Genomic DNA, 22,487 nt, shown 5'->3' on the forward strand with positions numbered 1-22,487 from the left:
AGTCCACCACGCGCTTGACGGGGACGATTGCTTTCATGGAATTCTTTCTGGAGTGGGTGGAAGGCTCAGCGGACCAGGCCTGCCAGGCGTTCGTGGATCAGGGCATGGGCCTCGGCCATGGTCCGGTCGATCAGTTGCTGCACCGTCGGCACGTCGTGGATGAGCCCGGCGACCATGCCGCAGGACCAGGCGCCGGCATCCATCTCGCCGCTTTGCATGATGCGGGGGTAGACACCGGCCACCTCGGGCAGGATGTCCTCGAAGGTGATCGCCGCGCCCAGCTCGCGCTCCTTGAGCAGCAGGCGCTCCACAGCGGCGTTGCTCAGCACCCGCTCGGTGTTGCGCAGCGGGCGCATGACCAGGCGCGTGTCAAGTTCGCTGGCCGCGACGATGGCGCGCTTGACGTTGTCGTGCACCGGCGCCTCCTGCGTGGCGATGAAGCGCGTGCCCATGTTCATGCCCTCGGCGCCCAGGGCCAGCGCGGCCACGAGCGAGCGGCCGTCGGCCATGCCGCCTGATGCGACGAAGGGGATGCTCAGCTCTTCTGCCGCCCGCGGCAGCAGGATGAAGTTGGGCACGTCGTCCTCGCCAGGGTGGCCGCCGCACTCGAAGCCGTCCACGCTGATCGCGTCGCAGCCGATGGCCTGGGCCTTGAGCGCGTGGCGCACCGAGGTGCACTTGTGGATGACCTTGATGCCGGCCTCCTTGAGCGCCGGCAGCCACTTCTGCGGATTGTTGCCCGCGGTCTCGACCACTTTCACGCCGCCGTCGATGATGGCCTTCACGTAGCCCGGGTAGTCGGGCGGGTTGACCGAGGGCAGAAAAGTGAGGTTCACGCCAAAGGGTTTGTCCGTCATGGCGCGGCAACGCGCGATCTCGCGCGCCAGCAGCTCGGGCGTGCGCTGCGTCAGCCCCGTGACCATGCCCAGGCCACCCGCATTGGAGACGGCCGACGCCAGCTCGGCCAGGCCCACGTGGTGCATACCGCCCTGGATGATCGGGTGCTCGATGCCGAAGAGTTCGGTGATGCGTGTCTTCATGGCGGTGTCACTCCGTGGCGATGGATTTTTCGCGGATCAGCTGGCCCCACTTGGCATAGTCCTGCTGCAGGTGCTGGCCCATCTGCGCCGGGTCCTGGAAGCGGGCGATGGCACCGGCATGCAGCAGCTTTTCCTGGATCTCCTTGTCGGCCAGGATCTGGCGGACCTCGCCGGCGATGCGCTCCACCACCGCCTTGGGCGTACCCGCAGGGGCCAGCAGGCCGCCCCAGGAGACGGCGTCATAGCCTTTGAAGCCCTGCTCGGCGATGGTCGGCACATCAGGCAGCATGGCCACGCGCTGGGGCGACCCGATGGCGATGGCGCGCAGCTTGCCGGCCTTGATGTGGGGCAGGGCGGCCACCAGGTCGGCGTACATCACCGGCACCTGGCCGCCGATGGTGTCGGTGATGGCCGGAACGCCGCCCTTGTAGGGCACGTGCTGCATGTCGAAGCCGCCCATCTGCTTGAGCAGCTCCATGCTCAGGTGGCCGAAGCTGCCCGCGCCCGAACTGGTGTAGTTGAGCGGCGTCTTCTGCGCCTTGGCGTGGGCAATGAGCTTGCGCAGGTCGGTCACGTCCGGCAGTTGGGTGGGGTTGACCACCACGACGATGGGCAGGTCGTACACCGTGGCCACCGGGGCGAAGTCCTTCACCGTGTCGTAGCCTGCCTTCTTGTACAGGTGGGGCGCCAGCAGCGTGGGGGTGGCCAGCATCATCAGCGTGTAGCCGTCGGGCTCGGCCTTCATCACCTGCAGCGCGGCGATGGAACCGGAAGCGCCCGGGCGGTTCTCCACCACCACGGCCTGCTTGAGGCGCTCGGCCAGCTTCTGCCCGACGATGCGCGAGGCCGTGTCGGTCGGGCCGCCGGCCGGGAAGGGCACGATCAGCTTGATGAGGCTGGCGGGCCAGGCGTCCTTGGCGGGCTGAGCCAGGCTGCTGCCCAGCAGGCCTGCGCTGCCCAGGGCGGCCAGGCCCTGCAAGGCCGTGCGGCGGTTGAAAGAGGTGCTCATGGTCTTGTCTCGGTGTTGTGAAGGTCGGTTTGCATGGGTGGGGTCAGGCGGTCGGAAGGGTCAGCACGCCCTGCTGCTGCAGTTGCTGCAGCTCGTCCTCGCCCAGCGCCAGCAGGCGCTGCAGCACTTCGCGCGTGCCCTCGCCCAGCGTGGGTGGTGCATTGCGCACAGGCAGGCGCTGGCCGTCCAGCCGATAGGGCGGCGCAAACACCGGTGTGGTGCCGGTCACGGGGTGGGGCATGTCCTGCACCAGGCCGCTCGCGCGCGTGCGCTCGCTGGTCAGGGCCTCGTGCAGGCCCGCAACCCGGCCGCAAGGGATGCCGGCGGCCGCCATGCGTTCGAGCAGCGCATTGCGCGGCAGCGAGCGGATCATGCCGTTGAGCAGCGGCACCAGTGCCGGCCTATTCTTGGCGCGCTCCACATTGGTCGCGAAGCGCGGGTCTTCGACGATGTCCGGCCGCCCGATGACCTGGCGGCAGAACTTGTCGAACTGCGTGTTGTTGCCCACGGCGATGATCAGCGGGCCGTCCGCCGCCTCGAACATGCCGTAGGGCACGATGGAGGGGTGGGCATTGCCGTAGCGCGCCGGGTCGCGGCCCAGCTGCAATGCGTCGAGCCCGTAGTAGCCGGTGACCATGATGCCGCAGTCGTACAGCGCCATCTCGATGAGCCGGCCCTTGCCCGTGCGCTCGCGGCGGAACAGGGCGGCCAGCACGGCCTGGGCGGCATGCATGCCGGTCACCAGGTCCACCACGGCCACGCCGAACTTCAGGGGCGGCTGCTCGGCTTCGCCGTTCAGCGCCATGAGGCCGGCTTCGCCCTGGATCACCAGGTCGTAGCCGGGGCGCTTGGCCTCGGGGCCGCTCGCGTCGTAGCCAGCCACGGCGCAGTAGACCAGGTCGGGCCGGATGGCCCTCAACTGCTCGTAGCCCAGGCCCAGCTTCTCGGCGCCGCCGGTCTTGAAGTTGTGGATCACCACGTCGAACTGCGGCAGCAGGTCGTGGATGATCCGCAGGCCCTCGGGGCTTTGCAGGTCCAGCGTGATGGACCGCTTGTTGCGGTTCATGCTGTTGTAGTAGGTGGTCTCGGTCTTGCCGATGCGCATGCCCCAGTCGCGCGTGTCGTCGCCGCGGCCCGGGTGCTCGACCTTGATGACCTCGGCGCCGAAGTCGGCCAGCACCTGGCCGCACAGCGGCCCGGCGAAGACGCGCGACAGGTCCAGCACACGCACCCCTTCGAGGGGCAGGTCGATTTCCTGGGACGGTTGTTGGTTGGTCATGGTTCAGTCTCCTTGGGTGTCCCGGAAAAATGGGGGCCCGGTGTCAGCCCAGCGCCATGTAGCGCGCCAGGTGGTGGTCTTCGTCGCCCAGCTGGTGGTCGATCATCACCAGCCGCTTGGCATAGTGCGACAGCGGCAGCTCCCAGGTCATGCCGATGCCGCCATGCATCTGGATGCTCTCCTCGGACACCAGGGCGCCGATGCGGCCGATGGTGAACTTGGCGGCCGACAGCGCCCGCTCGCGCGCCACGCGCTCGCCATCCATGGCGGCGGCAGCGTTGGTCACGGCCGAGCGTGCCTGTTCCACCTCCAGCAGCAGGTCGGCCATGCGGTGCTGCAGCGCCTGGAAGCTGCCGATCGGCACGCCGAACTGTTTGCGCGTCTGCAGGTATTCGAGCGTATCCTTCTTGGCCACCTCCATGGCGCCCAGCGCCTCGGCGCACAGCGCCAGCACTCCCCAGCCCAGGGCCAGCTCCAGCGTGGCCAGGCCCTGACCCTCGGTGCCCAGCAGCGCGTCCGCGCCCAGCTGCACATTGCTGAAGGTGATGTCGGCAGCGCCCCCACCGTCGATGCGGCCATAGCCGCGGCGCTCCACGCCGGGCGCATCGGCCGGCACGAGGAACAGCGAAATGCCGTCCTCGCTGTCCACCGCGCCCGCGGTGCGGGCCGACACCAGCAGCAGTTGCGCCTGCGCTCCCTGCACAACCATGGCCTTTGTGCCCGAAAGTGCCCAGCCCTTGTCGTTGCGCACGGCCTGCGTGGCGGCGCGCGCCAGTTCGTAGTGGCTGCCCGGCTCGTCGTGCGCCAGCGCGGCCACGGTGCTGCCGTCGATCAGGCCGGCAATGCGCTCCTTTTGCGCTGGCGTGCCAGCCGTCGCCAGGGCGCGCCCGACCATCAGGGCTCCGAGAAAGGGCTCCACCACCAGGCCACGGCCCAGGGCCTCGAAGACCACGGCGATGTCGAAGCCGGCACCGCCGAAGCCGCCATCGGCTTCGGGGAAGAGGGCGCCAATGGCGCCCAGCTCGGCAAACTGGCTCCACAGGGCGCCCGACATGCCGGTGCTGCCATAGGCGATGGCGTTGCGGGTCTCCATGGGGCACTGTCCAGCCACGAAGCGGTCCAGGGTGTCCGCCAGCATGCGGCGGTCTTCTGTGTGTTCAAAGTTCATCGCGGCAACCTCACAGGCCCAGGATCATCTTGGAGATGATGTTCTTCTGGATTTCATTGGAGCCGCCGAAGATCGACAGCTTGCGGTAGTTGAAGTAGTTGGCTGCCGCCGTGGCCGCCTCGGCAGGGCCCGTGGAGGGGCCTGCAAGGTCCTGGTGCTGCGCCTCCTCGATGTAGGGCAGGGCCGCAGGGCCCATCGCGCGGCGGATCAAGGACAGGATCTCCTGGCGGATCTCGGTGCCGCGGATCTTGAGCATGGAGCTTTCGGCCCCCGGCACGCCGCCGCCGGCCACGGCCGCGATCACGCGCAGGTTGGTGGTCTTCATGTTCTCGAGGTCGATCTCGACCTTGGCCATGCGCGTGGCGAACTGCGGGTCCTGGTCCAGCGGGCGGCCATTGCGCTGCACCCTGGCGGCGATGACCTTGAGCTTTTCGAGCGCGGCCACCGAGAAGCCCACGCCGGCGATGCCGGTGCGCTCGTAGGTCAGCAGGTATTTGGCGTAGGTCCAGCCCTTGTTCTCTTCGCCCACCAGGTTCTCGACCGGCACGCGCACATCGGTGAAGAACACCTCGTTGACCTCGCTGTCGCCGTCGAGCGTGCGGATGGGGCGCACCTCCACACCCGGGGTGTCCATGTCCACCAGCAGAAAGCTGATGCCCGCCTGGGCCTTGGCCTCGCGCTGGGTGCGCACCAGGCAGAAGATCATGTTGGCATGCTGGCCCTGGGTCGTCCAGGTCTTCTGGCCGTTGACGATGTAGTGCTCGCCCTTTCCATCCGATCCGCGTACAGCCGTGGTCTTGACCGAGGCCAAGTCCGAGCCCGCGCCCGGCTCGGAGTAACCCTGACACCACCAGTCGGCACCGCTCAGGATGCGCGGCAGCCAGTACTGCTTCTGTGCCTCGTTGCCGTACTTGATCAGCACCGGTCCCAACATGTTGAGACCGAACGGCACGATGCGTGGCCCGCCCGCGACGGCGCACTCGGTGTCGAAGATGAACTTCTGCACCGCGCCCCAGCCCGGGCCGCCGTACTGCGCGGGCCAGTGGTTGGCCAGCCAGCCGCGTGCGTTGAGGATGGCATGCCAACCTTCCTGGTCGGCCTTGGTCAGGCGCTGTCCGGCCTTGACCTTGTGCGCCAGGGAGGCGGGCAGTTGGTCTTTCAGAAAGGCCTGCACTTCCTCGCGAAAGGCCTGTTCCTCAGGGGTGAATTGGAGATCCATGTCGTGCCTCTCTCAGAAAATCTCGAACAAGCCGGCGGCGCCCATGCCACCGGCGATGCACATGGTCACCACGCCCCATTTCGCCTTGCGGCGCCGGCCTTCGAGCAGGATGTGGCCCGCCAGGCGTGCGCCCGTCATGCCAAAGGGGTGGCCGATGGAGATGGCGCCGCCGTTGACGTTCAGCCGCTCCATGGGAATGCCCAGCCGGCGCTGGCAGTACAGGGCCTGCGAGGCGAAGGCCTCGTTGAGCTCCCACAGGCCGATGTCCTCGACCGTGAGGCCATGGCGCGCCAGCAGCTTGGGCACGGCAAACACCGGGCCGATGCCCATTTCGTCGGGCTCGCAGCCGGCCACGGCCATGCCGCGGAAGGCGCCCAGCGGCTGCAGGCCCAGGCGCTCGGCCTCCCTGGCCTCCATCAGCACGCAGGCCGAGGAGCCATCGGACAGCTGCGAGGCATTGCCGGCCGTGACGAACTGGCCAGGGCCCTTGACGGGTTCGAGCGCCAGCAGGCCTTCGAGCGTGGTGCCGGGGCGGTTGCAGGTGTCGCGCGTGGCGACCACGTCGCGGTAGGTGACCTCGCCGGTGTCCTTGTTCTTTTCAGCCATGCGCGTGGCGCAGGGGATGATCTCGGCGTCGAACAGGCCCGCAGCCTGCGCGGCCGCCGTGCGCTGCTGGCTCTGCAGCGAGAAGGCGTCCTGGTCCTCGCGCGAGATGCCGTAGCGCTGGGCCACCACATCGGCGGTGTCGATCATGGCCATGTACAGCGCGGGCTTGTGCTCCACGAGCCAGGGGTCCATGTCGGTGGGCAGGTTGTTGCCCGGGCGGATACCGGAGATGGTTTCCACCCCGCCCGCGATCATCGCCGGCACGCCCTCGGCCACGATGCGGCCGGCCGCGATGGCGATGGACTGCAGGCCCGAGGCGCAAAAGCGCGTGACCGTGGTGCCCGCCACCGACAGCGGCAGCCCGGCGCGCAGCACGGTCTGGCGGCCCAGGTTGCGGCCCTGGAAGCCGTCGGGGTTGCCGCAGCCCAGGATGAAGTCCTCGAACATGGCTGGGTCCACGCCCGAGCGCTCGACGGCCGCCGTGACGGAGAACGCGGCCAGTTGGGCAGCCGGCGTGGCATTGAATTCGCCGCGGTGCGACTTGGCCAGCGGGGTGCGGGCGGTGGAAACGATGACGGCTTCACGCATGGTGGGTGTCTCCTGGTTCAAGCGGTTTGGTTCAGGCTGTCGAAATTGCGGCCCTCGGCCACCAGCTGTTCGAGCAGGGCGGCGGGCTTCCAGAACAAGGGGTCATCCTGGGCGAATTCGCGGATGTCGGCCAGCACCTGGGGCAGGCCCTGCATGTCGGCCCACTTCATGGGGCCACCGCGGTGGCGCGGAAAGCCGTAGCCCGACAGGAAGGTCACGTCCACGTCCAGCGGGCGCAGGGCGATGCCCTCGGCCACCACCTTGGCGCCTTCGTTGACCATGGCGGCCATGTAACGGCGCATGATCTCGTCGGCGCTGAACGGGCGCGGCACCACGCCCTTCCTGGCGCGCTCGGCGTCGACGATGGCCAGCACCTCGGGGTCGCTCTGGCCCACGCGGGCGCCCTCGGGGTAGAGGTAAAAGCCCCGGCCGGTCTTCTGGCCGAACCAGCCGCGCTCGCAGATGCGGTCGGCAATCTCCACATAGCGCGCCTTGGGGTCGCGCGTGGCGGCACGGCGCTTGCGCGTGGCCCAGCCGATGTCGCCACCGGCCAGGTCAGTCACCTGAAATGGGCCCATGGGGTAGCCGAAGCCGCGCGCGGCGGCATCGATCTCGTACGGGCTGGCGCCGTCTTCCATCAGGTAGTCGGCTGCCTGCTTGTACACCGCCAGGATGCGGTTGCCGATGAAGCCGTCGCACACGCCGGCACGCACGGGCACCTTCTTGAGCCGCTTGGCCAACTCGAAGGCCGTGGCCACCACGTCGGCGCTGACCCGGACGGGCACCACGATCTCCAGCAGCTTCATGATGTTGGCCGGGCTGAAGAAGTGCAGGCCGATCACGTCTTGCGGGCGTGCCGTGGCGGCCGCAATCGCGTCGATGTCCAGGTACGAGGTGTTGGTGGCCAGCACGGCGCCGGGCTTGCAGACACGGTCGAGCTCGCGGAACACGGTCTTCTTGACCTCGATGTCCTCGAACACCGCTTCGATCACCAGATCGGCGCTGGCAATGTCCTCGTAGCGGGTGCTGCCGGTGTAGCGCGCCAGCGTGGCGGCCTTGGCCTCGGCGCTCATGCGGCCCTTGGCCACCAGGGCGTCGTAGACCTTTTCCACATGGGCCCGGCCGCGCGCGATCGACGCCTCGTCGCGCTCGATCATGGTCACGGGCAGGCCCGCGTCGAGGGCCGAGACGGTAATGCCCGCGCCCATGGTGCCGCCGCCGATCACGGCGATGGCGGTGATGGGGCGCGGTGCAGCGGCCTTGGCCTCGGGCACCTTGGCGACTTCGCGCTCGGCAAAGAAGGCGTGGATCAGGCCGGCGCGCTGCGGGCTGTCCAGGCAGGCGAGGAACTGGGCGCGCTCGAACTGCATGCCTTGGTCAAAAGGCAGGTCCAGCGCGGCCTGCACGCAGTCGATGATCTTCAGCGGCGAGAACAGGCCGCGCGCGGCCTTGGCGGTGTCGGCCCGAAGCACATCGAGTTCAGCCTGGGCCGCGGCCTTGTCAGCCAGGCGCCCGGGCAGGGCGCTGGTGGGGCGCACCGGCGCCTGGCGGGCCAGCAGCTCGCGCACATGGGCCAGACCGGCGGCCACGGGGTCGCTGCCCTCGGCCACCGCATCCACCAGGCCAGCGGCCAGCGCCGCCTGGGTGTTGAGGTGCTTGCCGCTGAGCATGAGCTCGGTTGCGGCCTTCACCCCCATGAGGCGCGGTGCGCGCTGCGTGCCGCCAGAGCCGGGCAGCAGGCCCAGCAACACCTCGGGCAGGCCCAGCTGGGCCCCGGGCAGCGCCAGCCGGTAGTGGGCCGAGAGCGCCACTTCCAATCCCCCGCCCAGCGCCGCGCCGTGGATGGCGGCCACCACCGGCTTGCTGCAGGCCTCTATAGCCTGGCAGACCTCGGGCAGGGCCGGCGGCACCGGCGGCTTGCCGAACTCGCGGATGTCGGCCCCGGCAATGAAGGCGCGGCCTGCACCCACGATCAGCACCGCCCGGATGCCGGCATCGGCCTCGGCCGCTGCGATCGCCGCCAGCAAGCCCTGGCGCACGGCAGCCCCCAGGGCATTCACCGGCGGGTTGTCCACGCTGACCAGCAGCACGCCCTCTTGCGGGGTCCACCGAACGACAGAAGCAGGGGCTGGAAGGGTCACGCGCATGTCTCCTCTGATGGTTTTTGGGGAAAACCGGATTCTTGCGGTGACACTGATTTATAACAATCCCCGCTGGAATTGACAGACTGTCAAAACATTTGAAACAATCACCCCCATGGATTCCCACTCTCTGGCCTTGCTGGTCGAAATCATCGACAGCGGCAACCTGAGCCAGGCCGCGCGCAAGCTCAAGGTGTCCCGCGCCAATGTCAGCTACCACCTGACCCAGCTCGAAAAATCCGTGGGCGTGCAGCTGGTGCGGCGCACCACGCGCCGGGTGGAACCCACAGAGGTGGGGATGCGCCTGTACGAGCACGGCCGCAGCATCCAGAACGAGATGCTGGCCGCGCGCGAGACCATCGCCACCCTGGGGCAGGGCCTGCAAGGGCGCGTGGGCATCAGCGTGCCCAGCGGCTATGGGCAGATCGTGATGAGCGACTGGCTGATCGAGTTCAAGCGCCTGTACCCCGGCATCGTGCTGGACGTGCTGTTCGAGAACCGTGCCGACAACCTGCGCGACGAGGTGGACATCGCCATCCGCGTGATCCAGGAGCCGCCGCTGTCCCTGGTGGCGCGCAGCCTGGGCACCGTGCGCTACATCGCCTGCGCCTCGCGCGCCTTTGCCCAGCAGCACGGCCTGCCCCAGACGTTGTTCGAGCTGCGCAGCGCCCCGCTGATCACCGCCGGCGTGACGGGCCGCCAGCTGCGCCTGAGTGCCTACCAGGGCGATGAGCGGCAGGAGCTGCTGCTGGAGCCGACGCTGATCTCCGAGCACTTCCCGTTCTTGCGCCAGGGCATCCTCGCTGGCCTGGGCGTGGGCCTGGTGCCGGACTACGTGGTGAAGGACGCCATCGAATCGGGCGAAGTGCTGACCACGCTGGACGACTACCGCCTGAGCATCTTCGGCACCCGCATGCACCTGTTGTACATGCCCAACCGCCACCAGACGCGCGCGGTGCGCCTGTGCATCGAATTTTTGCTGGACAAGGCGCGGGCCGCGCAAGGGGAAGGGGGGCAGGGCGCATGAATAACCAGGCAACGCCGTTTTCGGGCTTCGATCTGTCCGGTTTCTGGGAGGACAGCGACTACGCGCGCAAGGAATATGTCGAGCCGCCGCCCACGCCTGCGGCCATTGCCGCCGTCGAGGCCGCGCTGGGCTACCGGCTTCCGGCCAGCTACATCGCGCTGATGCAGTCGCAAAACGGCGGCATTCCGGCCCGCTGCTGCTTCCCCACCGACCAGCCGAGTTCCTGGGCCGACTCGACTACCGTGCCTGCGGGCCGGCCGGCGAGCCCGCCGTAGTGCACGTGGACCAGGAGAGCGACTACCGCATCACGCCGCTCGCGCCGGACTTCGAGACCTTCGTGCGCAGTCTGGTGCATGAATCCGCATACGAGGACGACCCCGAGGACGTGAAGAACGACGCGCTGGACCATGTGCGCAGCGCGCCTTTCCACTCGCGGCTGCAAAAGCTCTGCGACCAGTGGCCCGACCCGCGGATGCCCGCGGCCATCCGCCGCCTGGCCGAGGCCATCGTGGAGGACAAGGGCTTTTTCGCGCTGCATGCGGACGCGAACTCGCACCGGATGTACGCCGCGCAGTTCCTGCTGCTCAGCCACAGCCGCCCGGTGCGCTCGATGGAAGGCTTCATGCAGTCCTACCCCGGCGTCATCGCGATGGTGGGCAGCGCGAATTTCGGCACTGGCGGCTGGGCACCGGGCTTCGTGGAGGACTGGTTCCAGGCGCGCGCCAGCACCGGCGAACTGGTGCAGGTGGATGGCCATTGGGGCTTCAGCGCGGATTTCCGGGCGGAGCTGCTGCGACAGCTCACCGATGGCCGGCCGGAAGCCGCATGAAGGGCCACGCGCACCGCACCCTGGCCTTCCTGGCGGCGTTGGCCTCCATGGGTGTCCTTCCCGCCGCCCGGGCCGAGCAGGCGGCCACCGTCCATGTCGCAGCCTGTGGCCTTGAATTCGATCTGCCTGCCGGCTACAAAGTCACCCGGCCCCAACGTTCCGCGGATGAACGCAATGGCCGCGCATGCGCCTTCGACATCGTCAAGGTCCGGGCCGAACCCGCACCCCGCGGCGAATGCAAGGACCAGGAGCAGGGCGGCCAGCCGCCCTACAAGGTGTGCGACTGGAGGATCGATGCCGGGCCTCCGACACCCAGTGTGCGGGTGGCGCGCGCGGACTCCGGGGGCACTGCGCTTTTGGAGTCCTTCACGCGCGCCGAGGATGGCCGCTGGATGGTGCCGAACGCGCATGCCGGTGACCAGCCCGCCGAAGCGGGCGAGTTCTGCGGCAAGCCCGCCTGGAGAGGCGAGACCATCGTGCGCATGTTCTGGCTGCGCACGCGCACCCCGTCCACGGGCATCTATGCCGGTTCGGGCAGCACCGAGGTCACGCTGGTGCAGTTCGCGCCCAACCTCCTCGTGCAGGTGCAAAACCCGCCCATCGACAACACGGGCGAGTTCTCGGCCTTCTGCGCCAGCCTGCGCCTGGGCGTCCGTGCGAAGGATCTTCCGTAGCGCTGGTCGTCGCCCGCATCAACCTTGGGCGTCTTCTTCCAGCAGCCGCGCAGCCGGGCTGGCGTCCGAGGCTCGGAAATACCCGAGCAGGCTGGCCACGCTGCGGTGGCCGGTCATGGCCATGGTGTCGGCCATCGGAACCTTCTGGGTCGCGGCCTCGGTCACGAAGCCGGAGCGCAGCGAGTGCGCCGAGAACCCATCGGGTAGCCCGGCCGCCTGCGCACGCTCCTGAACGATGCCGCGCACTGCGGCGGCCGACAGCGCCTCACCGAGCCTGCCGCCTTTGCGCACACGCCTGAAGATCGCACCCTCGGCAATCCCCGAGACCGCCAGCCATGCCTGCAAGGCCTCGCCCGCCATCCCCTGGATCGGCTTGTGGTTCTCCGGCCGGTCCGCACCGGCCTGGTTGGTCTTGGAGTGGGCAAGGGTGTAGACGAACGCGGCCGGCCCGCTTTGCCGCAGGTGCTTCATGTCTGCCGAAGACACCTCCGAACGCCGGCGTCCGCCGCTGGCGAAGGCAAACAGGAGGAGGGCGCGATCGCGCAGCCCTTTCAGGCTGGAGGCATCGCAGGTCGCCAGGATCGCCATCAAGGGGTCCCTGGTCAGGGCGTTCTTCTTCTGCGGCAAGTCTCCCCGCTTGGCGTAGGCCCGGCGGGTCTTCGACAGCAACTCGCGCACCTTGGCGTCCTGGCAGGGATTTTCCATGCCCCGCACCTGGTGGGCCTTGGACAGCACCGAAACGCGGTGCAGCAGGGTGCTCAGCGCCATGGGCCCCGGCTTGCCCTTGAAACCCGCTTCGACCAGCGTCGCATCGATGGCCGCCGGCAACTCGTGGGCCAGGCCCTGGGCGGTCGTGCGCTGCGCATGGTCGACGACGAACTGCAGAACGGCACTTGGCGGCAACGGCAGCGCGATCGGCTGGCCGTAGCGCACATTGAACCAGGCAGCCCAGTAGCGCAGGGCCGACCGGTAGCTGGCCAGGGTGTTGGCGGACTCGCCCTCGCGCAGCAGCTGATCGACGGCGAGTGCCGTCACATCCGAGAGCACGCCAGGCTGCAGCGCGGCATGCGTTTTCAGGGCTGGCAAGCGCATTCATACTCCTTCAGGCCATTTTTTGCATTTATCGAACATATGATGTATTGTTTACTATGAATTAAACAATTTACTCACGATAATCTTCAATTATCGATGGTAATTTTAGGAATGGAGTGGCGCAATGCAAGCGAAAAGTGCGAGAGGGCCGCGCGGCGTTCAGATGGAAGAGGTGTGGGCCGCGGCAGACGCCGTTCTCGCGCTCGGGGAAAGGCCGACCATCGAGCGGGTGCGCCTGCAGCTGGGTCGCGGCTCGCCGAATACGGTGGGCCCCATGCTCGATGGGTGGTATGGCTCGCTGGCCAGGCGGCTGCAGGCGCCGGCAGACCCGGTGGAAGGAGCAACCGATGCCGGGATTCCCTTGCCGGGGCCTGTGATGAGGGCAGCGAAAACCCTGTGGGGCAGGGCGCTCCAGCATGCGGATGAGCAGGCGGCCGCCCAGTTGGCAGACGCCCGCGCTGAGCTGGATGCCCAGGTCGAAACACTACGCCAGGAGCAGGATGGGCTGGCGCGGGAAAAGCAGCGCCTGGACGATCGCAGCGCGGCCTATGCGGTGGCCATGCAGGCCCGCGATGCCCAGGTCGCCGACCTGGTGCGCCAGACCCAGGAACTGCAGCAGCAACTGCAGGCCTGCCAGCAGCAATGGGACAGCGCACGCACCGAGGGCGTGCAGCTGCGCCAGGCAGCGGATGCAGAGCGGCGACGCCTGGAGGCCAGGGAGATGGAACACCACGCCGAGCGCTCCCGGCTCGAAGAGCGCTCACAGACCCAGGAACGCAGGCTCCATGCCGAGGTCGACCGCGCCCGCCAGGAATCCAGGCGGCTGGCGCTGCAACTGGAGGGCGACGGCAAGAAGGCAGCCAAGGCCCTGGCCGATGCGATGGACAGGACCCGGGAGCGCGACGCCCAGGTGGGCGCGCTGCAGATCGACAAGGCAGGCCTGTCCCAGGAACTGCAATCCGCCCGCGACGAGGTGCAAGGCCTGCAGGCGAAGCTCGACGCGCGCAGCGGCGACATGCTGGCCGTGCTCAACGAACTGCGCGACCGGCTCCCCACAACGCCGCCAGCGCCCGCTCCGGGGGCTGCACCGAAAACGAGGGTGCGCAGGAACAGGGCCTAGACTATTTGACGTCCCTGAACCGGTCGGAGCACGCCCGTTTGTAGACACGGTCGAAGATCGATTGCTGCCAGGAGCCCGCGGCAGTGTCCATCGGGTCCCGCATCGATTCTCCAAGGTCATCCACCATGAAGCGCCGGAACCCGAGGTACGTACCCGAGCGGTCTTTCGCATTGATCTCGCCACAGAGCGTGACCTTGGAGTCGCCATGCTCCGACAGGAAAAGTTGGCGGAACTTGGTGCCCTTGGGATGGGGCAAGGTGTCGAGGATGGCCACCTTGGACTCGGCCACGCTGAAGGATTCCCTGGCGGACTGGGCAGCCACGGTGGTCGAGACAAGGACGGCCGCCACCAGGAGCGCCCGTTGGAGGTGGGAGATCAGCATGGCCGCGATCATAGGGCGACGGGATCGGACCTGTCTGGAGCTCGAATTCCCGGGAAGCGAAAAGAAGAGCAAGGGGCGGGAGCAAAGAGGGATCGGCCAGACGGGCCTGGCATGCCTGGTCAGAAATCACTCAAATCGCGCTTCTTTTATTTAACATAATATACATCGTATCTACTCGACCCTGTGCCAGGTGGGGCGGGTCTTGCGCCTGGCCTTGGCCCTCGATCACCCAACATTGGCACGGGTCGTTTGACCGGCTGACATGGGGTTTGTCACCCCATACCCCGACCCCACCACTACGCCACAAGGGCTCCGTTCTCGGGGCCCTTTTTGTTTCTCAGAGACCGAGGTAGCGCAGCAGCTTGCGGACGACGGCCCGCACGATGGTGTTGATTATGAGTTTGACCATGATGACTCCAGACGGCACAACTCGCCCAAGGAACCCCCCGCAAGCGGGGCCCCCCTTGTGCGCGATGTGCCTATTGCAGATTGCCCCGGCCGCCAGCGAAGGCAGGATTTTTCACCCTGAGAGCGGCGGTCAGATCGGCCTGAGTGATCTGGCCATCCTGCGGCCGCTGGAACTCGGGCATGGGGACGGTTTGCGCTGGCGAGGCTGCGTGGGTGCCAGGTTGGCCAGGTCGATCCTTGCCGGACTGCACGACGATGGGTTTATCTGCCGACCATTGGGCCATGGCCGGGGCATCGCATGTGATGGCCTTTGGCTTGCCTTCCCAGCGAAGCACCCCGGCACAGTCGGTCAGCGGTTGCCACTGGTAGCCCATCTGCACCAAGTCGCGGCTGTCCATGGTGCTGACGCGCTGGGCGGCGTTGCTCACAGCGAACGTGTACACGTCCACGCCGCGCATGGTTATGCGACCAGTGAGGTGGAGCGTCTTGCCTGCGAATGGCTCCGGGGTTGCATTGGGGTCGGGCTCTGAGGCCGTTTTGGCCGGTGCTGGTGCCGTGGCATGGCTTGCAGCGTTTGCAGGCCCTGCCGGGGCCGCTGGGGCGCGTGCTGCGGCCGATGCCTGGGCGACGGCTGGCGCTGGGGTCTTCTTGGCCTTGTCGGCTGGCCAGAGGTACCACGCTGCAGCTATTGCTGTCAGGCCCCACCACGCCCAGGTGAAGCGGCGGAATTTGACGATGAAGGGTGCAACGTCCGAAGCCGACGACTCGCCGACGCTGTTGCCCTGGGTGTGGCTCTTGTACAGCCCGAAAAACTGAGGCTTGTAGGGCCGTTCCTCGGTGCTGATGACGGCACCGCGATAGCCAGCGTGGACCTTGCGAATGTAGGCATCCTTGCGGCCGAAAACGTCCGCCTTGCGGACCTTTGTCAAGAAGCCGATCAGCCGGGCGATGGGCTGATTCATGTCCCGAAAACTTTGGGTCATGAGCAGCACATCGGCGTTGAAATGCCGGTGAAGCTTGAACCACTCGACTACCTGTTTATCGGTGCCCTGCTGGGGGATAGGAACATGGCACTCGTCGATCACGAACAACGGGCCCTGCCCTGTCTCCGGGTGCTTCCAGTCGCTGAGGTAATCCCACACGTGGCCGAAGACCGAAACGCCCTCCCCTGGCTGTTCCTTGCGTCCGTCCTCGAACAGCTTGTAGGCCTGGCCGTTGCCTTTATCGTCGACGGCTGCAGCATTCCAAACGCCGATGATCGGCCGCGGCTTCACTAGGACTTCGACGAGCTCAGCATATGCAGGATCGATAGCGGCAAACATGGCCACCTGCAGGGGCAAGTTCGTGATGACCTTGCGACCCTTTTTGAGCGCATCGAGCACGTGATACACAACCGCTTCATAGCTCTTTCCAGAGCCCGGAATTCCCTCAAGACCGTTGATCATGATCCGAGCCTTGTGAAGGGGATCAACTGCAGGATCAGGCGGATCCCGATTGCAGTGATGATGATCGCAGAAGCCTCTGCTACGCCGATGAGGGCCAGGACGTTCAGCAGCTCAGCGGGCAGCGTGTGCCATGTGCCGGTGTAGTTCGAAAGGCCGCTCAGATCGAGCGCTGACACCGCTGTGACGACTATGTCCATGATCTGTTCGAATGGCCAGCAGACGGCATCGCGGAGCAAGTCCCAAAGCGCGGTGAAGACGGCCTTTCCAAGCTCGCCGAACCACTGCGCCAGGGCGACGAATTTAGCCAGGATGGCGCTGATGAAATCGCCCAGCATGTCAGCCTCCAAAGATCAGTTGGCGGGCGAGCATGAGCGCGGAAATGATCATGATCGCCTTGGCTACGTCCCACAGCCAGCAGGGGGGTGCGACCTCATGCGTGCCGAGGTCGGCCCAGCTCGGACCGAATGCGAGGTTGATGGTCCACGCGGGGCATGTGCCGCCTGTAATGCCGGTCGGCATCATCTGGTTGAGCACGGTCACCAAGCTGGTTTGCGTGAGCGCGGCTGTCTTCGTTTGCCAGATGCCTACCATGCCCTGCGGGTACTTGCGTTCGTAGAGCTGCGGAATGGGCGGCATGCTGGGATCGGTGATGGTGCCAACGGGCTGGCACATGGCAGCATTGGGGTTCTGTGCGCAAACGTCAGGCGTGGACGGTGTGGCAGTGCCAGGGATGGGGGTGCTTGGGTTAGTTGGCGTGGCCGGGTTACCGGTGGTGATGTTGTTCACCACCACGTTGACGCCGTAGGGGTTGGCGGCAGTGTTTGCAGGGGTGACGGTCCAGACGGGTTGGGTGTATTGCTGGGGAACGGTGCCGGGCACAGCGACCGACTGGCCGTTGACAGTGGTCGGACGACCTTGGAGCACTGGAGCGGGGTTTGTAGCCCCTACTTCGACGTCAGCGACGCCGGTTTGATCAGGCGGGTTGATGACTGGGACGGGGTCAACTGGGATGGGCTTGCCGAGCTGTTCCAGGATCTTGGGATTGACCGGAATGGTGGCGAGTTGCTGGGCCAACTGTTCCCACTGCTCAGCGGTGGGGGTGGTGGGCGGGGCGGTGTCATATTGAGGCTGACTGCCAGCAGGCAAGCAGAATTGACCGACTACGGTGCCGTACTGGTTATGCACCCAGATGACGCCATTGCTGGGACCATTAGGCGCAGCGAAGCACTCGTGAAATTTGTAATAGGAGGTGTAGCACCCATTTGCGCAACTTGGGTTTGCACTGCCAGAGCCACCAGGGCCTGCGAGGGCCTGCGAGAGCGGCACATGACCTGTGCCGTTACTAACGATGGTGGACCCTGAAAGACCGCCTTGCGCTCCACGTTGAAGCTTGCCATCAGGCCCCACTTCATAGCCGGTTGCAAGGCCAGCAGCATGGGCATCGGCGAGCCAATCGGCAGCAGCACCAGCAGCCACGCCGAGGGCAAGACCACCAATGACGAGAGGAGCAACGGCAGCAGTTGCAGCAGCGGCGACGACGGCACCAGCGGCGATGCGCGAAGCGACGGCCACCGTTACATTGCCGCCAAACTCAGCGATGTACAGGGCCGCTTGACCCATGACGTAGCCGCCACGGACCACGCCAGAAGCAACGCTTGCGCCGTTGGCAGTTGTGATGGCCTGACCTGCAGCAGGCGTAAGAACGGCTGCAGCGGCGTGAACATAGTTGGCAGTGAGCAGGCCCATGCCGAGGACGAAAAGCGCATTGCGCGCGATGGGTGGAACTCGCATTAAAGCCCCCTGAGTCCTTGCAGAAAACAGACGGCGCTCAAGCCGCCAAGAAGGGCAACGATTGCCCACATCAGAGCGAGTTGAGCGCCGATGGCCATGGCTGCGCCTTAGATCTTGCGGATCACGCGCTTGCCGAGGTCGGGGCCCTTGAAAGCCAGGGCGATGCCGACGATGGCCAGGGCCAGGACCAGCACAGCGGCAGCAATGCCGGTGATGTCCACGCTGTTCATGACGTCCAGCAGGGGGTTGTCGCCGGGGGCAGCGTGTGCCGATGCGGCCACGAGGCCGGAAGCGGCCACCAGGGCCAGGGTGCGGGTCTTGTTGAAAGCGGTCTTGAACATGAAAGGCTCCTTTGAGGTTGATGGTTTTGGTATCGGGAATCGACACCGCGAAGCCCTTGCAGGCTTGACGCTGACGACTCAGATTTTTTTGATCAGGTCCTTTGCAATTCCTGCCCCCCAGCCTGCGAAGAACGAGCCGAGGACGAGGGCACCACCCATGCTTGCGACGATCAAGATGGTCTCTGGCGTGATGCCGAGGGCGGGCAGATCGAGGACGAATTCAGGGGGCGTGTTGACCTCCTCAACGGTCATGAGCAGATGCGTGCCAGCGGGGCAGGCGTACTGATCGCCGGTCTTGGTGGCAGTGCCAGCGACCCAGGCAACATCAGTGCGGCCAGTCGGTGACGTAGCCGCGCGACCGTTCGAGACAACAGCTTCGACAGCGAGGCAGAGGGCCATTACTCAGCCCTCCCAATCGTCAGCGGGAGAGCGCTCGCCGCACTCAGGGCATGCGATGTGGTCACCGTCGCTTTCCAGCTCATCGCCAGGAGCAGCAGCACCACACACAGGGCATTCAAGTTCGGTGTCATCGGGCATGGTCAAGAAGTGGCGATGGGTTGATCGGAGAGCCAGCAAAACGGCCCGGAGGGGTCCACCTGTCGGGGGGTCGTGCGGACTCGGATAAAAGAGTTGAAACCGCCGCCCGTGGGAGCGAATTCGGAGGCCAGGAACTCGCCTGTGTCAGCATCGACATAGCCGCCTCCCTGCGCAGGTCGGAAGCGGTTGTAGATCGAAGCATTGCCGCGCACATACGCAGGCCAAAGCAGCCAGCGACGAAGACAGCGGCCGTGAAAATCAACGCCGCCTGAACCGTGGATTCGTGCGCCATGGGGGAAGCTCCCGACATTTTTGGATTCGATCTTTGAGGCGTACTTCATGAGGTAGGCCACAGGCTGGTGCGACTTGAGCCGGTTGCTCATGCCGTGGGGCCACATAGGCGGCTGCATGCCCTGTTTCGGGTGCCGCCATGCGGTGTCGGGCTTGGGTGGCGTGAGGCCCGCAGCAAGCCACACGATCACGTGGTAATGGATGACCCCCCTGCCCTGCAGCTCAGCGACCCAGGCATATCGCACGGTCTTGCTGCCGGTGCGGGCGTAGTGCCACTTGCGGAGGGCATCGAGGTAGCGGCTGATGTGCTCGGGGGCCCAGTTGCGGTTGTCGCCCTTGTAGGTCAGGGTCTGCATCCAGACTTGCTGGTTCTTGTCGCCCTGGCTGTGCAGGTTGCGGGACGACGCCCACAGGGCTTTGCGCAACCGCTTGATGCGGGACGCATCGCGGTCGATCTGCACGCAGTTTTCAGAGAAGGCAACAACTGCAGGGAGGTCCCTGCAAGTTGTTGAAATAGAGACAAGCCCGGCCGCGCTGCGCGCAGCCTGAACAGCCGCCTGCTCTTCGAAGCGTGCGCACGATTGGGCATGCGCAGCCCATGCAGCGCGCTCCATGCGGGGCGTGCTGTCGAAGTGCAGGAGGTTGGAGACTGGGCAGGCCATCAGCGGCACCTTTCGGCCAGCTCGACAAGCCAGCTCGCAAACTGCTCGGGCGTGCGCTCGCGTTCCGCGCGGCCCATGCGTTCGACGGTGGTGACGGTCGGCGCATCAGCCACGTACGGGATTTCCGGCACGGGGCCGACGATGTAGAGGCTGGTGCGCTTGGGGGCGCGATGACCGAACCAGCTCTGCATTACCGGCACGAGGACCCCGCCGTATTGGTCCCGAAGGCCGAAGCCAAGGCAACCCGAATGGGCCCACAGCCTGGAGTTGTAGGGGTGCTCCACGACACCGCCGAACTCGCGAACCTTCTGCATTGCCCAAATGGCCAGCTCTTTTTCGCCAGGTCGTGGCTTTGCCATGTGGCTGAGCTGGCTCCATGAGCGGCATGGGGGGTGGAAGATGCCTGGGCACCCGCCCTGCCAGGTCAACGCGTCACGGTCGAAGTCGTAGCAGTCGACGCCCAATGCCGCGTAGTGGTTGCGCTTGCGAACGAACAGAGCGGCAACCATCAGCAACCCCGCCCGATGACATGAGCAGCTTCATGCCGCAAGCTGGCTTGGCTCTGCATAAGCTGCTGTTCGTACCAAGTGGAATTGCGCGGCTCGGACTCCAGAGCTTCGACCCAATGCCGAAGAACGACCACGCGGCGGGCGTTGTCGCTCATGCGTGGTTCGTAGGTGGGGGTGTAGCGAGCGGGGGTGCCCCAGTCGTTGAGCATGCCCGCGCCGCTTTGGCCACTGATGGCGGTGATCACATGCCCTCCCCTGCCACCGGCATGCCTTTGGACAGATAGGAAATGTCCAGGCCATCAGCATCGGGGGAGTACGTGAGGGTGACGGTGATCGCGTCAACCTGGGGGGACTCTCCCTGCGCTTCGTAGAGCAGGGAGAGCAGAGCCGAATGAGCCGCGACAAGGCGCGCGGCGTGCATGGCCTGCTGCATGGCGATCAGGCAGCGGGGCGAGCGGAGGCGGCGGGGGCAACCTTGACGGGGTTCAGCTTTGCGCTGATAGCCAGGTTGCCAGTGCGGTCCACGTAGATGGACTCAGGGGCCAGCGTGTACTCGCCAGCAGGATAGAAAAGTGCAGCGCCCTGCTCGTTCTTTTCAAGGATGATTTCGACCTTTTCCGGGTATGGGTTGGGCTTGCCGGTGCGGTCGTGGGTGTGGAAGTAGACGGTCTGAAAATTCAGGCTGTATGCTTTGCCGCTTGCTTTTGCTGTGCCGCTTTGGTTGCGCACGTCGGTCGATGTCACCGATACTTTGATCATTGGATTTTCTCCGGGTTAGAGTGTTGTGAACATTCACAACAAGCCGGACTATCGCTGTAAAGGTTTACAACATGCCATACGCAGTAACACTAATTGACAAAGCCATACATTCGTGCGGGAGTGCCGCAGAGCTTGCCCGCAAGATGGGAATTGACCGTGCAGAAATTTCAAAGCTGCACAAGGGGACGCGTCCGCTATCGCCAGAACTGGCGGCGGAGCTTGCTGATATTGCAGGGGAAGACGCCCGAGAAGCTGCGATCGCAGCCATCATCGAGCGCAACGCAGACGGGCGAAAGGGCCATCTGCTAAAGGAGATTTTGGGAAAGGTGCTAGCCGCTGGCGAGGGGGGAGTGTTGGATTCTTCCTACAGCGGCGCCTTGATTTCAGGTTCGAAGACCAGCCACCCGGTTAATCAACCTGTAAAACTTCGTATACATCGTATCTAGTCATGATGCCCAGGCTGCAGAAGAGCTGAACCTGGCCCCACCCAGTGCTCGATCTGGCTGGTTGCACCTTGCACGGACCTCAGATCCGGCGGCTGAACGCGGCCACACGCAACTGAGGTTTCAGACGAACGCTTGGTCAGTCTGGCTTGAAGCCAGAGGCCTTCACCGGCTGTTCCCAGCGTTTGAGCTGCTCGGCTTGCAGCTTCTTGAGCCCGGATGAATCCAGGTAGTCCGGAACCAACCCCAGCGCGGAAATCCTGTCCCGCACATCCTGGGCGCGAAGCGCCTCGGCGACGGCCCGTTCGATGCGCTGCACGACTGCCGGTTGCATTCCCGCAGGACCGTACAGGCCGAAATACCCATCCGCAGTCATGTTGATTCCGGCTTCCTTCAACGTAGGCACGTCGGGCAAAGCGCTGGAGCGCTCCTGTCCAGTCACCGCGACAATCCGCACCCTGCCCGCCTTGTGATGCTCCAAGGTTTCAGAGGCTGTATCCACCATGAGTGGGAGCAGCCCGGCTACCAGGTCTTGCGCTGCGGGTGCGCCCCCTTTGTACGGTATGTGCGTGAGATTGACGCCAGTGGTCTGCGAAAGCAGCACGCCAGTGAAGTGGCCCAATGTTCCGGCTCCCGAGGTGGCGAAGTTGGCTTTGTCAGGGTTCGCCTTCATCCAGGCCAGCACATGCTTGATATCGCGTTGGGGACCTGCAGGACCGATGGTGAGGGCAAAGTCGAAGCTCGCGGCACGCGCGATCGGCGTGAAGTCCTTCACGGCATCGTACGGCAGGTTGGGATACAGCCAGGGAGCCACCACCAGCGTGCCACTGGTGGCCATGACCAGGGTTTGCCCATCCGGCGGCAATCGTTTGAGCTCAGCCATCGACACCCGCCCCGATGCGCCCGGCTTGTTCTCGACGACGACGTTTTGTCCCAGCGAAGCGCGCAGCTTGTCGGCAATGATTCTCGTCAATTGGTCGGATGAGCCACCGGGCGCGAACCCAACAATGAGCTTCAGGGTCCGGTCTTGCCCAGATGCTGGCAAAGCCAGTGAGAGTGCTGAGGCTGCAGCTGCTGCGGAAAAGATTCGTCGCTTCATTCTGGGTGTCTCCTGGCTTGTTGCTCTG

Annotated in this window: 26 protein-coding genes; 6 read left to right on the forward strand and 20 right to left on the reverse strand. The window is 65.8% G+C overall.

The window, feature by feature from the left end; all coding sequences use genetic code 11:
- Positions 1-65: 65 nt before the first annotated feature.
- Genes PMI14_RS10480 through PMI14_RS10510 form a run of 7 tightly spaced genes read right to left on the reverse strand, consistent with a single transcriptional unit; the run spans position 66 to position 9,056 of the window.
- Positions 66-1,040 carry a nitronate monooxygenase family protein gene (locus PMI14_RS10480; protein WP_007853783.1) on the reverse strand — a complete coding sequence of 325 codons (975 nt, stop codon included), beginning with the start codon at positions 1,038-1,040 and terminating at the stop codon, positions 66-68.
- Positions 1,041-1,047: 7 nt separating this feature from the next.
- Positions 1,048-2,049, reverse strand: coding sequence for a tripartite tricarboxylate transporter substrate binding protein (locus PMI14_RS10485; protein WP_007853784.1), 1,002 nt, complete (start codon positions 2,047-2,049; stop codon positions 1,048-1,050).
- Between the two features lie 43 nt (positions 2,050-2,092).
- Positions 2,093-3,328 (reverse strand): CaiB/BaiF CoA-transferase family protein, encoded by a 1,236-nt coding sequence (locus tag PMI14_RS10490; protein WP_007853785.1) that lies wholly within the window; start codon positions 3,326-3,328, stop codon positions 2,093-2,095.
- 43 nt (positions 3,329-3,371) lie between these two features.
- Positions 3,372-4,496: an acyl-CoA dehydrogenase family protein gene (locus PMI14_RS10495; protein ID WP_007853786.1), complete on the reverse strand. Its 1,125-nt coding sequence runs from the start codon at positions 4,494-4,496 to the stop codon at positions 3,372-3,374.
- Between the two features lie 10 nt (positions 4,497-4,506).
- The gene (locus tag PMI14_RS10500) at positions 4,507-5,715 is read right to left on the reverse strand and encodes an acyl-CoA dehydrogenase family protein (RefSeq protein ID WP_007853789.1); all 1,209 of its coding nucleotides are present in this window, start codon (positions 5,713-5,715) and stop codon (positions 4,507-4,509) included.
- 12 nt (positions 5,716-5,727) lie between these two features.
- The gene (locus PMI14_RS10505; RefSeq protein ID WP_007853791.1) at positions 5,728-6,909 is read right to left on the reverse strand and encodes an acetyl-CoA C-acyltransferase; all 1,182 of its coding nucleotides are present in this window, start codon (positions 6,907-6,909) and stop codon (positions 5,728-5,730) included.
- A gap of 17 nt (positions 6,910-6,926) precedes the next feature.
- Positions 6,927-9,056 (reverse strand): 3-hydroxyacyl-CoA dehydrogenase NAD-binding domain-containing protein, encoded by a 2,130-nt coding sequence (locus PMI14_RS10510; RefSeq protein ID WP_081497308.1) that lies wholly within the window; start codon positions 9,054-9,056, stop codon positions 6,927-6,929.
- Positions 9,057-9,165: 109 nt separating this feature from the next.
- On the opposite strand from PMI14_RS10510, the gene PMI14_RS10515 reads away from it, so the two are divergent.
- The 4 genes from PMI14_RS10515 to PMI14_RS10525 are packed head-to-tail and all read left to right on the forward strand — an operon-like array spanning position 9,166 to position 11,580.
- Positions 9,166-10,077: a LysR family transcriptional regulator gene (locus PMI14_RS10515; protein WP_007853796.1), complete on the forward strand. Its 912-nt coding sequence runs from the start codon at positions 9,166-9,168 to the stop codon at positions 10,075-10,077.
- On the forward strand, positions 10,074-10,352 hold the full coding sequence (locus PMI14_RS35410) for an SMI1/KNR4 family protein (RefSeq protein ID WP_007853800.1): 279 nt from the start codon (positions 10,074-10,076) through the stop codon (positions 10,350-10,352). The genes PMI14_RS10515 and PMI14_RS35410 overlap by 4 nt, the downstream gene beginning before the upstream one ends.
- The gene (locus PMI14_RS33480) at positions 10,352-10,906 is read left to right on the forward strand and encodes a hypothetical protein (protein WP_007853806.1); all 555 of its coding nucleotides are present in this window, start codon (positions 10,352-10,354) and stop codon (positions 10,904-10,906) included. The genes PMI14_RS35410 and PMI14_RS33480 overlap by 1 nt, the downstream gene beginning before the upstream one ends.
- Entirely contained in the window at positions 10,903-11,580 is a 678-nt protein-coding gene (locus tag PMI14_RS10525) for a hypothetical protein (protein ID WP_007853808.1), read from the forward strand. The genes PMI14_RS33480 and PMI14_RS10525 overlap by 4 nt, the downstream gene beginning before the upstream one ends.
- Before the next feature lie 18 nt (positions 11,581-11,598).
- Here PMI14_RS10525 and PMI14_RS10530 read toward each other — a convergent pair whose 3' ends face one another.
- Positions 11,599-12,672: a site-specific integrase gene (locus PMI14_RS10530; RefSeq protein WP_007853810.1), complete on the reverse strand. Its 1,074-nt coding sequence runs from the start codon at positions 12,670-12,672 to the stop codon at positions 11,599-11,601.
- A gap of 124 nt (positions 12,673-12,796) precedes the next feature.
- On the opposite strand from PMI14_RS10530, the gene PMI14_RS10535 reads away from it, so the two are divergent.
- On the forward strand, positions 12,797-13,792 hold the full coding sequence (locus PMI14_RS10535; RefSeq protein WP_007853812.1) for a DNA-binding protein: 996 nt from the start codon (positions 12,797-12,799) through the stop codon (positions 13,790-13,792).
- A 1-nt stretch (position 13,793) separates the two neighbouring features.
- Here the strand turns inward: PMI14_RS10535 and PMI14_RS10540 are convergent, their stop codons facing one another.
- The 11 genes from PMI14_RS10540 to PMI14_RS10595 form a co-directional block, all read right to left on the reverse strand.
- Positions 13,794-14,174: a hypothetical protein gene (locus tag PMI14_RS10540; protein WP_146187886.1), complete on the reverse strand. Its 381-nt coding sequence runs from the start codon at positions 14,172-14,174 to the stop codon at positions 13,794-13,796.
- 479 nt (positions 14,175-14,653) lie between these two features.
- Positions 14,654-16,027: a zonular occludens toxin domain-containing protein gene (locus PMI14_RS10545; protein ID WP_007853818.1), complete on the reverse strand. Its 1,374-nt coding sequence runs from the start codon at positions 16,025-16,027 to the stop codon at positions 14,654-14,656.
- Complete coding sequence (locus tag PMI14_RS10550; RefSeq protein ID WP_007853820.1) at positions 16,024-16,362, reverse strand: DUF2523 family protein; 339 nt, start codon at positions 16,360-16,362, stop codon at positions 16,024-16,026. Before PMI14_RS10550 ends, PMI14_RS10545 begins: the two co-directional genes overlap by 4 nt.
- A 1-nt stretch (position 16,363) precedes the next feature.
- Entirely contained in the window at positions 16,364-17,818 is a 1,455-nt protein-coding gene (locus tag PMI14_RS34845) for a hypothetical protein (RefSeq protein ID WP_146187887.1), read from the reverse strand.
- Positions 17,819-17,925: 107 nt separating this feature from the next.
- Entirely contained in the window at positions 17,926-18,159 is a 234-nt protein-coding gene (locus tag PMI14_RS10565) for a TrbC/VirB2 family protein (protein WP_007853828.1), read from the reverse strand.
- 78 nt (positions 18,160-18,237) lie between these two features.
- Positions 18,238-18,558, reverse strand: coding sequence for a hypothetical protein (locus PMI14_RS10570; protein WP_035203222.1), 321 nt, complete (start codon positions 18,556-18,558; stop codon positions 18,238-18,240).
- A gap of 140 nt (positions 18,559-18,698) precedes the next feature.
- The gene (locus tag PMI14_RS10575) at positions 18,699-19,649 is read right to left on the reverse strand and encodes a hypothetical protein (RefSeq protein ID WP_007853843.1); all 951 of its coding nucleotides are present in this window, start codon (positions 19,647-19,649) and stop codon (positions 18,699-18,701) included.
- A complete protein-coding gene (locus tag PMI14_RS10580; RefSeq protein ID WP_007853846.1) occupies positions 19,649-20,158 on the reverse strand; it encodes a hypothetical protein in 510 nt (169 codons plus the stop codon). Before PMI14_RS10580 ends, PMI14_RS10575 begins: the two co-directional genes overlap by 1 nt.
- Positions 20,158-20,403, reverse strand: coding sequence for a hypothetical protein (locus PMI14_RS10585; protein WP_007853849.1), 246 nt, complete (start codon positions 20,401-20,403; stop codon positions 20,158-20,160). The genes PMI14_RS10580 and PMI14_RS10585 overlap by 1 nt, the downstream gene beginning before the upstream one ends.
- Entirely contained in the window at positions 20,400-20,591 is a 192-nt protein-coding gene (locus PMI14_RS10590) for a hypothetical protein (RefSeq protein ID WP_007853852.1), read from the reverse strand. Before PMI14_RS10590 ends, PMI14_RS10585 begins: the two co-directional genes overlap by 4 nt.
- Before the next feature lie 5 nt (positions 20,592-20,596).
- Positions 20,597-20,917 carry a single-stranded DNA-binding protein gene (locus PMI14_RS10595; protein WP_007853854.1) on the reverse strand — a complete coding sequence of 107 codons (321 nt, stop codon included), beginning with the start codon at positions 20,915-20,917 and terminating at the stop codon, positions 20,597-20,599.
- 71 nt (positions 20,918-20,988) lie between these two features.
- Here PMI14_RS10595 and PMI14_RS34850 point away from each other — a divergent pair, with 71 nt between their 5' ends.
- Positions 20,989-21,363 carry a helix-turn-helix domain-containing protein gene (locus tag PMI14_RS34850; RefSeq protein WP_146187888.1) on the forward strand — a complete coding sequence of 125 codons (375 nt, stop codon included), beginning with the start codon at positions 20,989-20,991 and terminating at the stop codon, positions 21,361-21,363.
- 136 nt (positions 21,364-21,499) lie between these two features.
- Here the strand turns inward: PMI14_RS34850 and PMI14_RS10600 are convergent, their stop codons facing one another.
- Positions 21,500-22,459 carry a tripartite tricarboxylate transporter substrate binding protein gene (locus PMI14_RS10600; protein WP_007853856.1) on the reverse strand — a complete coding sequence of 320 codons (960 nt, stop codon included), beginning with the start codon at positions 22,457-22,459 and terminating at the stop codon, positions 21,500-21,502.
- Positions 22,460-22,487: the final 28 nt, after the last annotated feature.

Origin of the sequence: Acidovorax sp. CF316 (assembly GCF_000276605.1) — a bacterium.
In the GTDB taxonomy this organism is placed as follows: domain Bacteria; phylum Pseudomonadota; class Gammaproteobacteria; order Burkholderiales; family Burkholderiaceae_C; genus Acidovorax.

Excerpts from the sequence above, each read along its gene's own strand:
- PMI14_RS10480 (WP_007853783.1), bottom strand. The coding sequence starts at position 1,040 with ATGAAGACACGCATCACCGAACTCTTCGGCATCGAGCACCCGATCATC.
- PMI14_RS10485 (WP_007853784.1), bottom strand. The coding sequence starts at position 2,049 with ATGAGCACCTCTTTCAACCGCCGCACGGCCTTGCAGGGCCTGGCCGCC.
- PMI14_RS10490 (WP_007853785.1), bottom strand. The coding sequence starts at position 3,328 with ATGACCAACCAACAACCGTCCCAGGAAATCGACCTGCCCCTCGAAGGG.
- PMI14_RS10495 (WP_007853786.1), bottom strand. The coding sequence starts at position 4,496 with ATGAACTTTGAACACACAGAAGACCGCCGCATGCTGGCGGACACCCTG.
- PMI14_RS10500 (WP_007853789.1), bottom strand. The coding sequence starts at position 5,715 with ATGGATCTCCAATTCACCCCTGAGGAACAGGCCTTTCGCGAGGAAGTG.
- PMI14_RS10505 (WP_007853791.1), bottom strand. The coding sequence starts at position 6,909 with ATGCGTGAAGCCGTCATCGTTTCCACCGCCCGCACCCCGCTGGCCAAG.
- PMI14_RS10510 (WP_081497308.1), bottom strand. The coding sequence starts at position 9,056 with ATGCGCGTGACCCTTCCAGCCCCTGCTTCTGTCGTTCGGTGGACCCCG.
- PMI14_RS10515 (WP_007853796.1), top strand. The coding sequence starts at position 9,166 with ATGGATTCCCACTCTCTGGCCTTGCTGGTCGAAATCATCGACAGCGGC.
- PMI14_RS35410 (WP_007853800.1), top strand. The coding sequence starts at position 10,074 with ATGAATAACCAGGCAACGCCGTTTTCGGGCTTCGATCTGTCCGGTTTC.
- PMI14_RS10525 (WP_007853808.1), top strand. The coding sequence starts at position 10,903 with ATGAAGGGCCACGCGCACCGCACCCTGGCCTTCCTGGCGGCGTTGGCC.
- PMI14_RS10530 (WP_007853810.1), bottom strand. The coding sequence starts at position 12,672 with ATGCGCTTGCCAGCCCTGAAAACGCATGCCGCGCTGCAGCCTGGCGTG.
- PMI14_RS10535 (WP_007853812.1), top strand. The coding sequence starts at position 12,797 with ATGCAAGCGAAAAGTGCGAGAGGGCCGCGCGGCGTTCAGATGGAAGAG.
- PMI14_RS10540 (WP_146187886.1), bottom strand. The coding sequence starts at position 14,174 with ATGCTGATCTCCCACCTCCAACGGGCGCTCCTGGTGGCGGCCGTCCTT.
- PMI14_RS10545 (WP_007853818.1), bottom strand. The coding sequence starts at position 16,027 with ATGATCAACGGTCTTGAGGGAATTCCGGGCTCTGGAAAGAGCTATGAA.
- PMI14_RS10550 (WP_007853820.1), bottom strand. The coding sequence starts at position 16,362 with ATGCTGGGCGATTTCATCAGCGCCATCCTGGCTAAATTCGTCGCCCTG.
- PMI14_RS34845 (WP_146187887.1), bottom strand. The coding sequence starts at position 17,818 with ATGCGAGTTCCACCCATCGCGCGCAATGCGCTTTTCGTCCTCGGCATG.
- PMI14_RS10565 (WP_007853828.1), bottom strand. The coding sequence starts at position 18,159 with ATGTTCAAGACCGCTTTCAACAAGACCCGCACCCTGGCCCTGGTGGCC.
- PMI14_RS10570 (WP_035203222.1), bottom strand. The coding sequence starts at position 18,558 with ATGGCCCTCTGCCTCGCTGTCGAAGCTGTTGTCTCGAACGGTCGCGCG.
- PMI14_RS10575 (WP_007853843.1), bottom strand. The coding sequence starts at position 19,649 with ATGGCCTGCCCAGTCTCCAACCTCCTGCACTTCGACAGCACGCCCCGC.
- PMI14_RS10580 (WP_007853846.1), bottom strand. The coding sequence starts at position 20,158 with ATGGTTGCCGCTCTGTTCGTTCGCAAGCGCAACCACTACGCGGCATTG.
- PMI14_RS10590 (WP_007853852.1), bottom strand. The coding sequence starts at position 20,591 with ATGCAGCAGGCCATGCACGCCGCGCGCCTTGTCGCGGCTCATTCGGCT.
- PMI14_RS10595 (WP_007853854.1), bottom strand. The coding sequence starts at position 20,917 with ATGATCAAAGTATCGGTGACATCGACCGACGTGCGCAACCAAAGCGGC.
- PMI14_RS34850 (WP_146187888.1), top strand. The coding sequence starts at position 20,989 with ATGCCATACGCAGTAACACTAATTGACAAAGCCATACATTCGTGCGGG.
- PMI14_RS10600 (WP_007853856.1), bottom strand. The coding sequence starts at position 22,459 with ATGAAGCGACGAATCTTTTCCGCAGCAGCTGCAGCCTCAGCACTCTCA.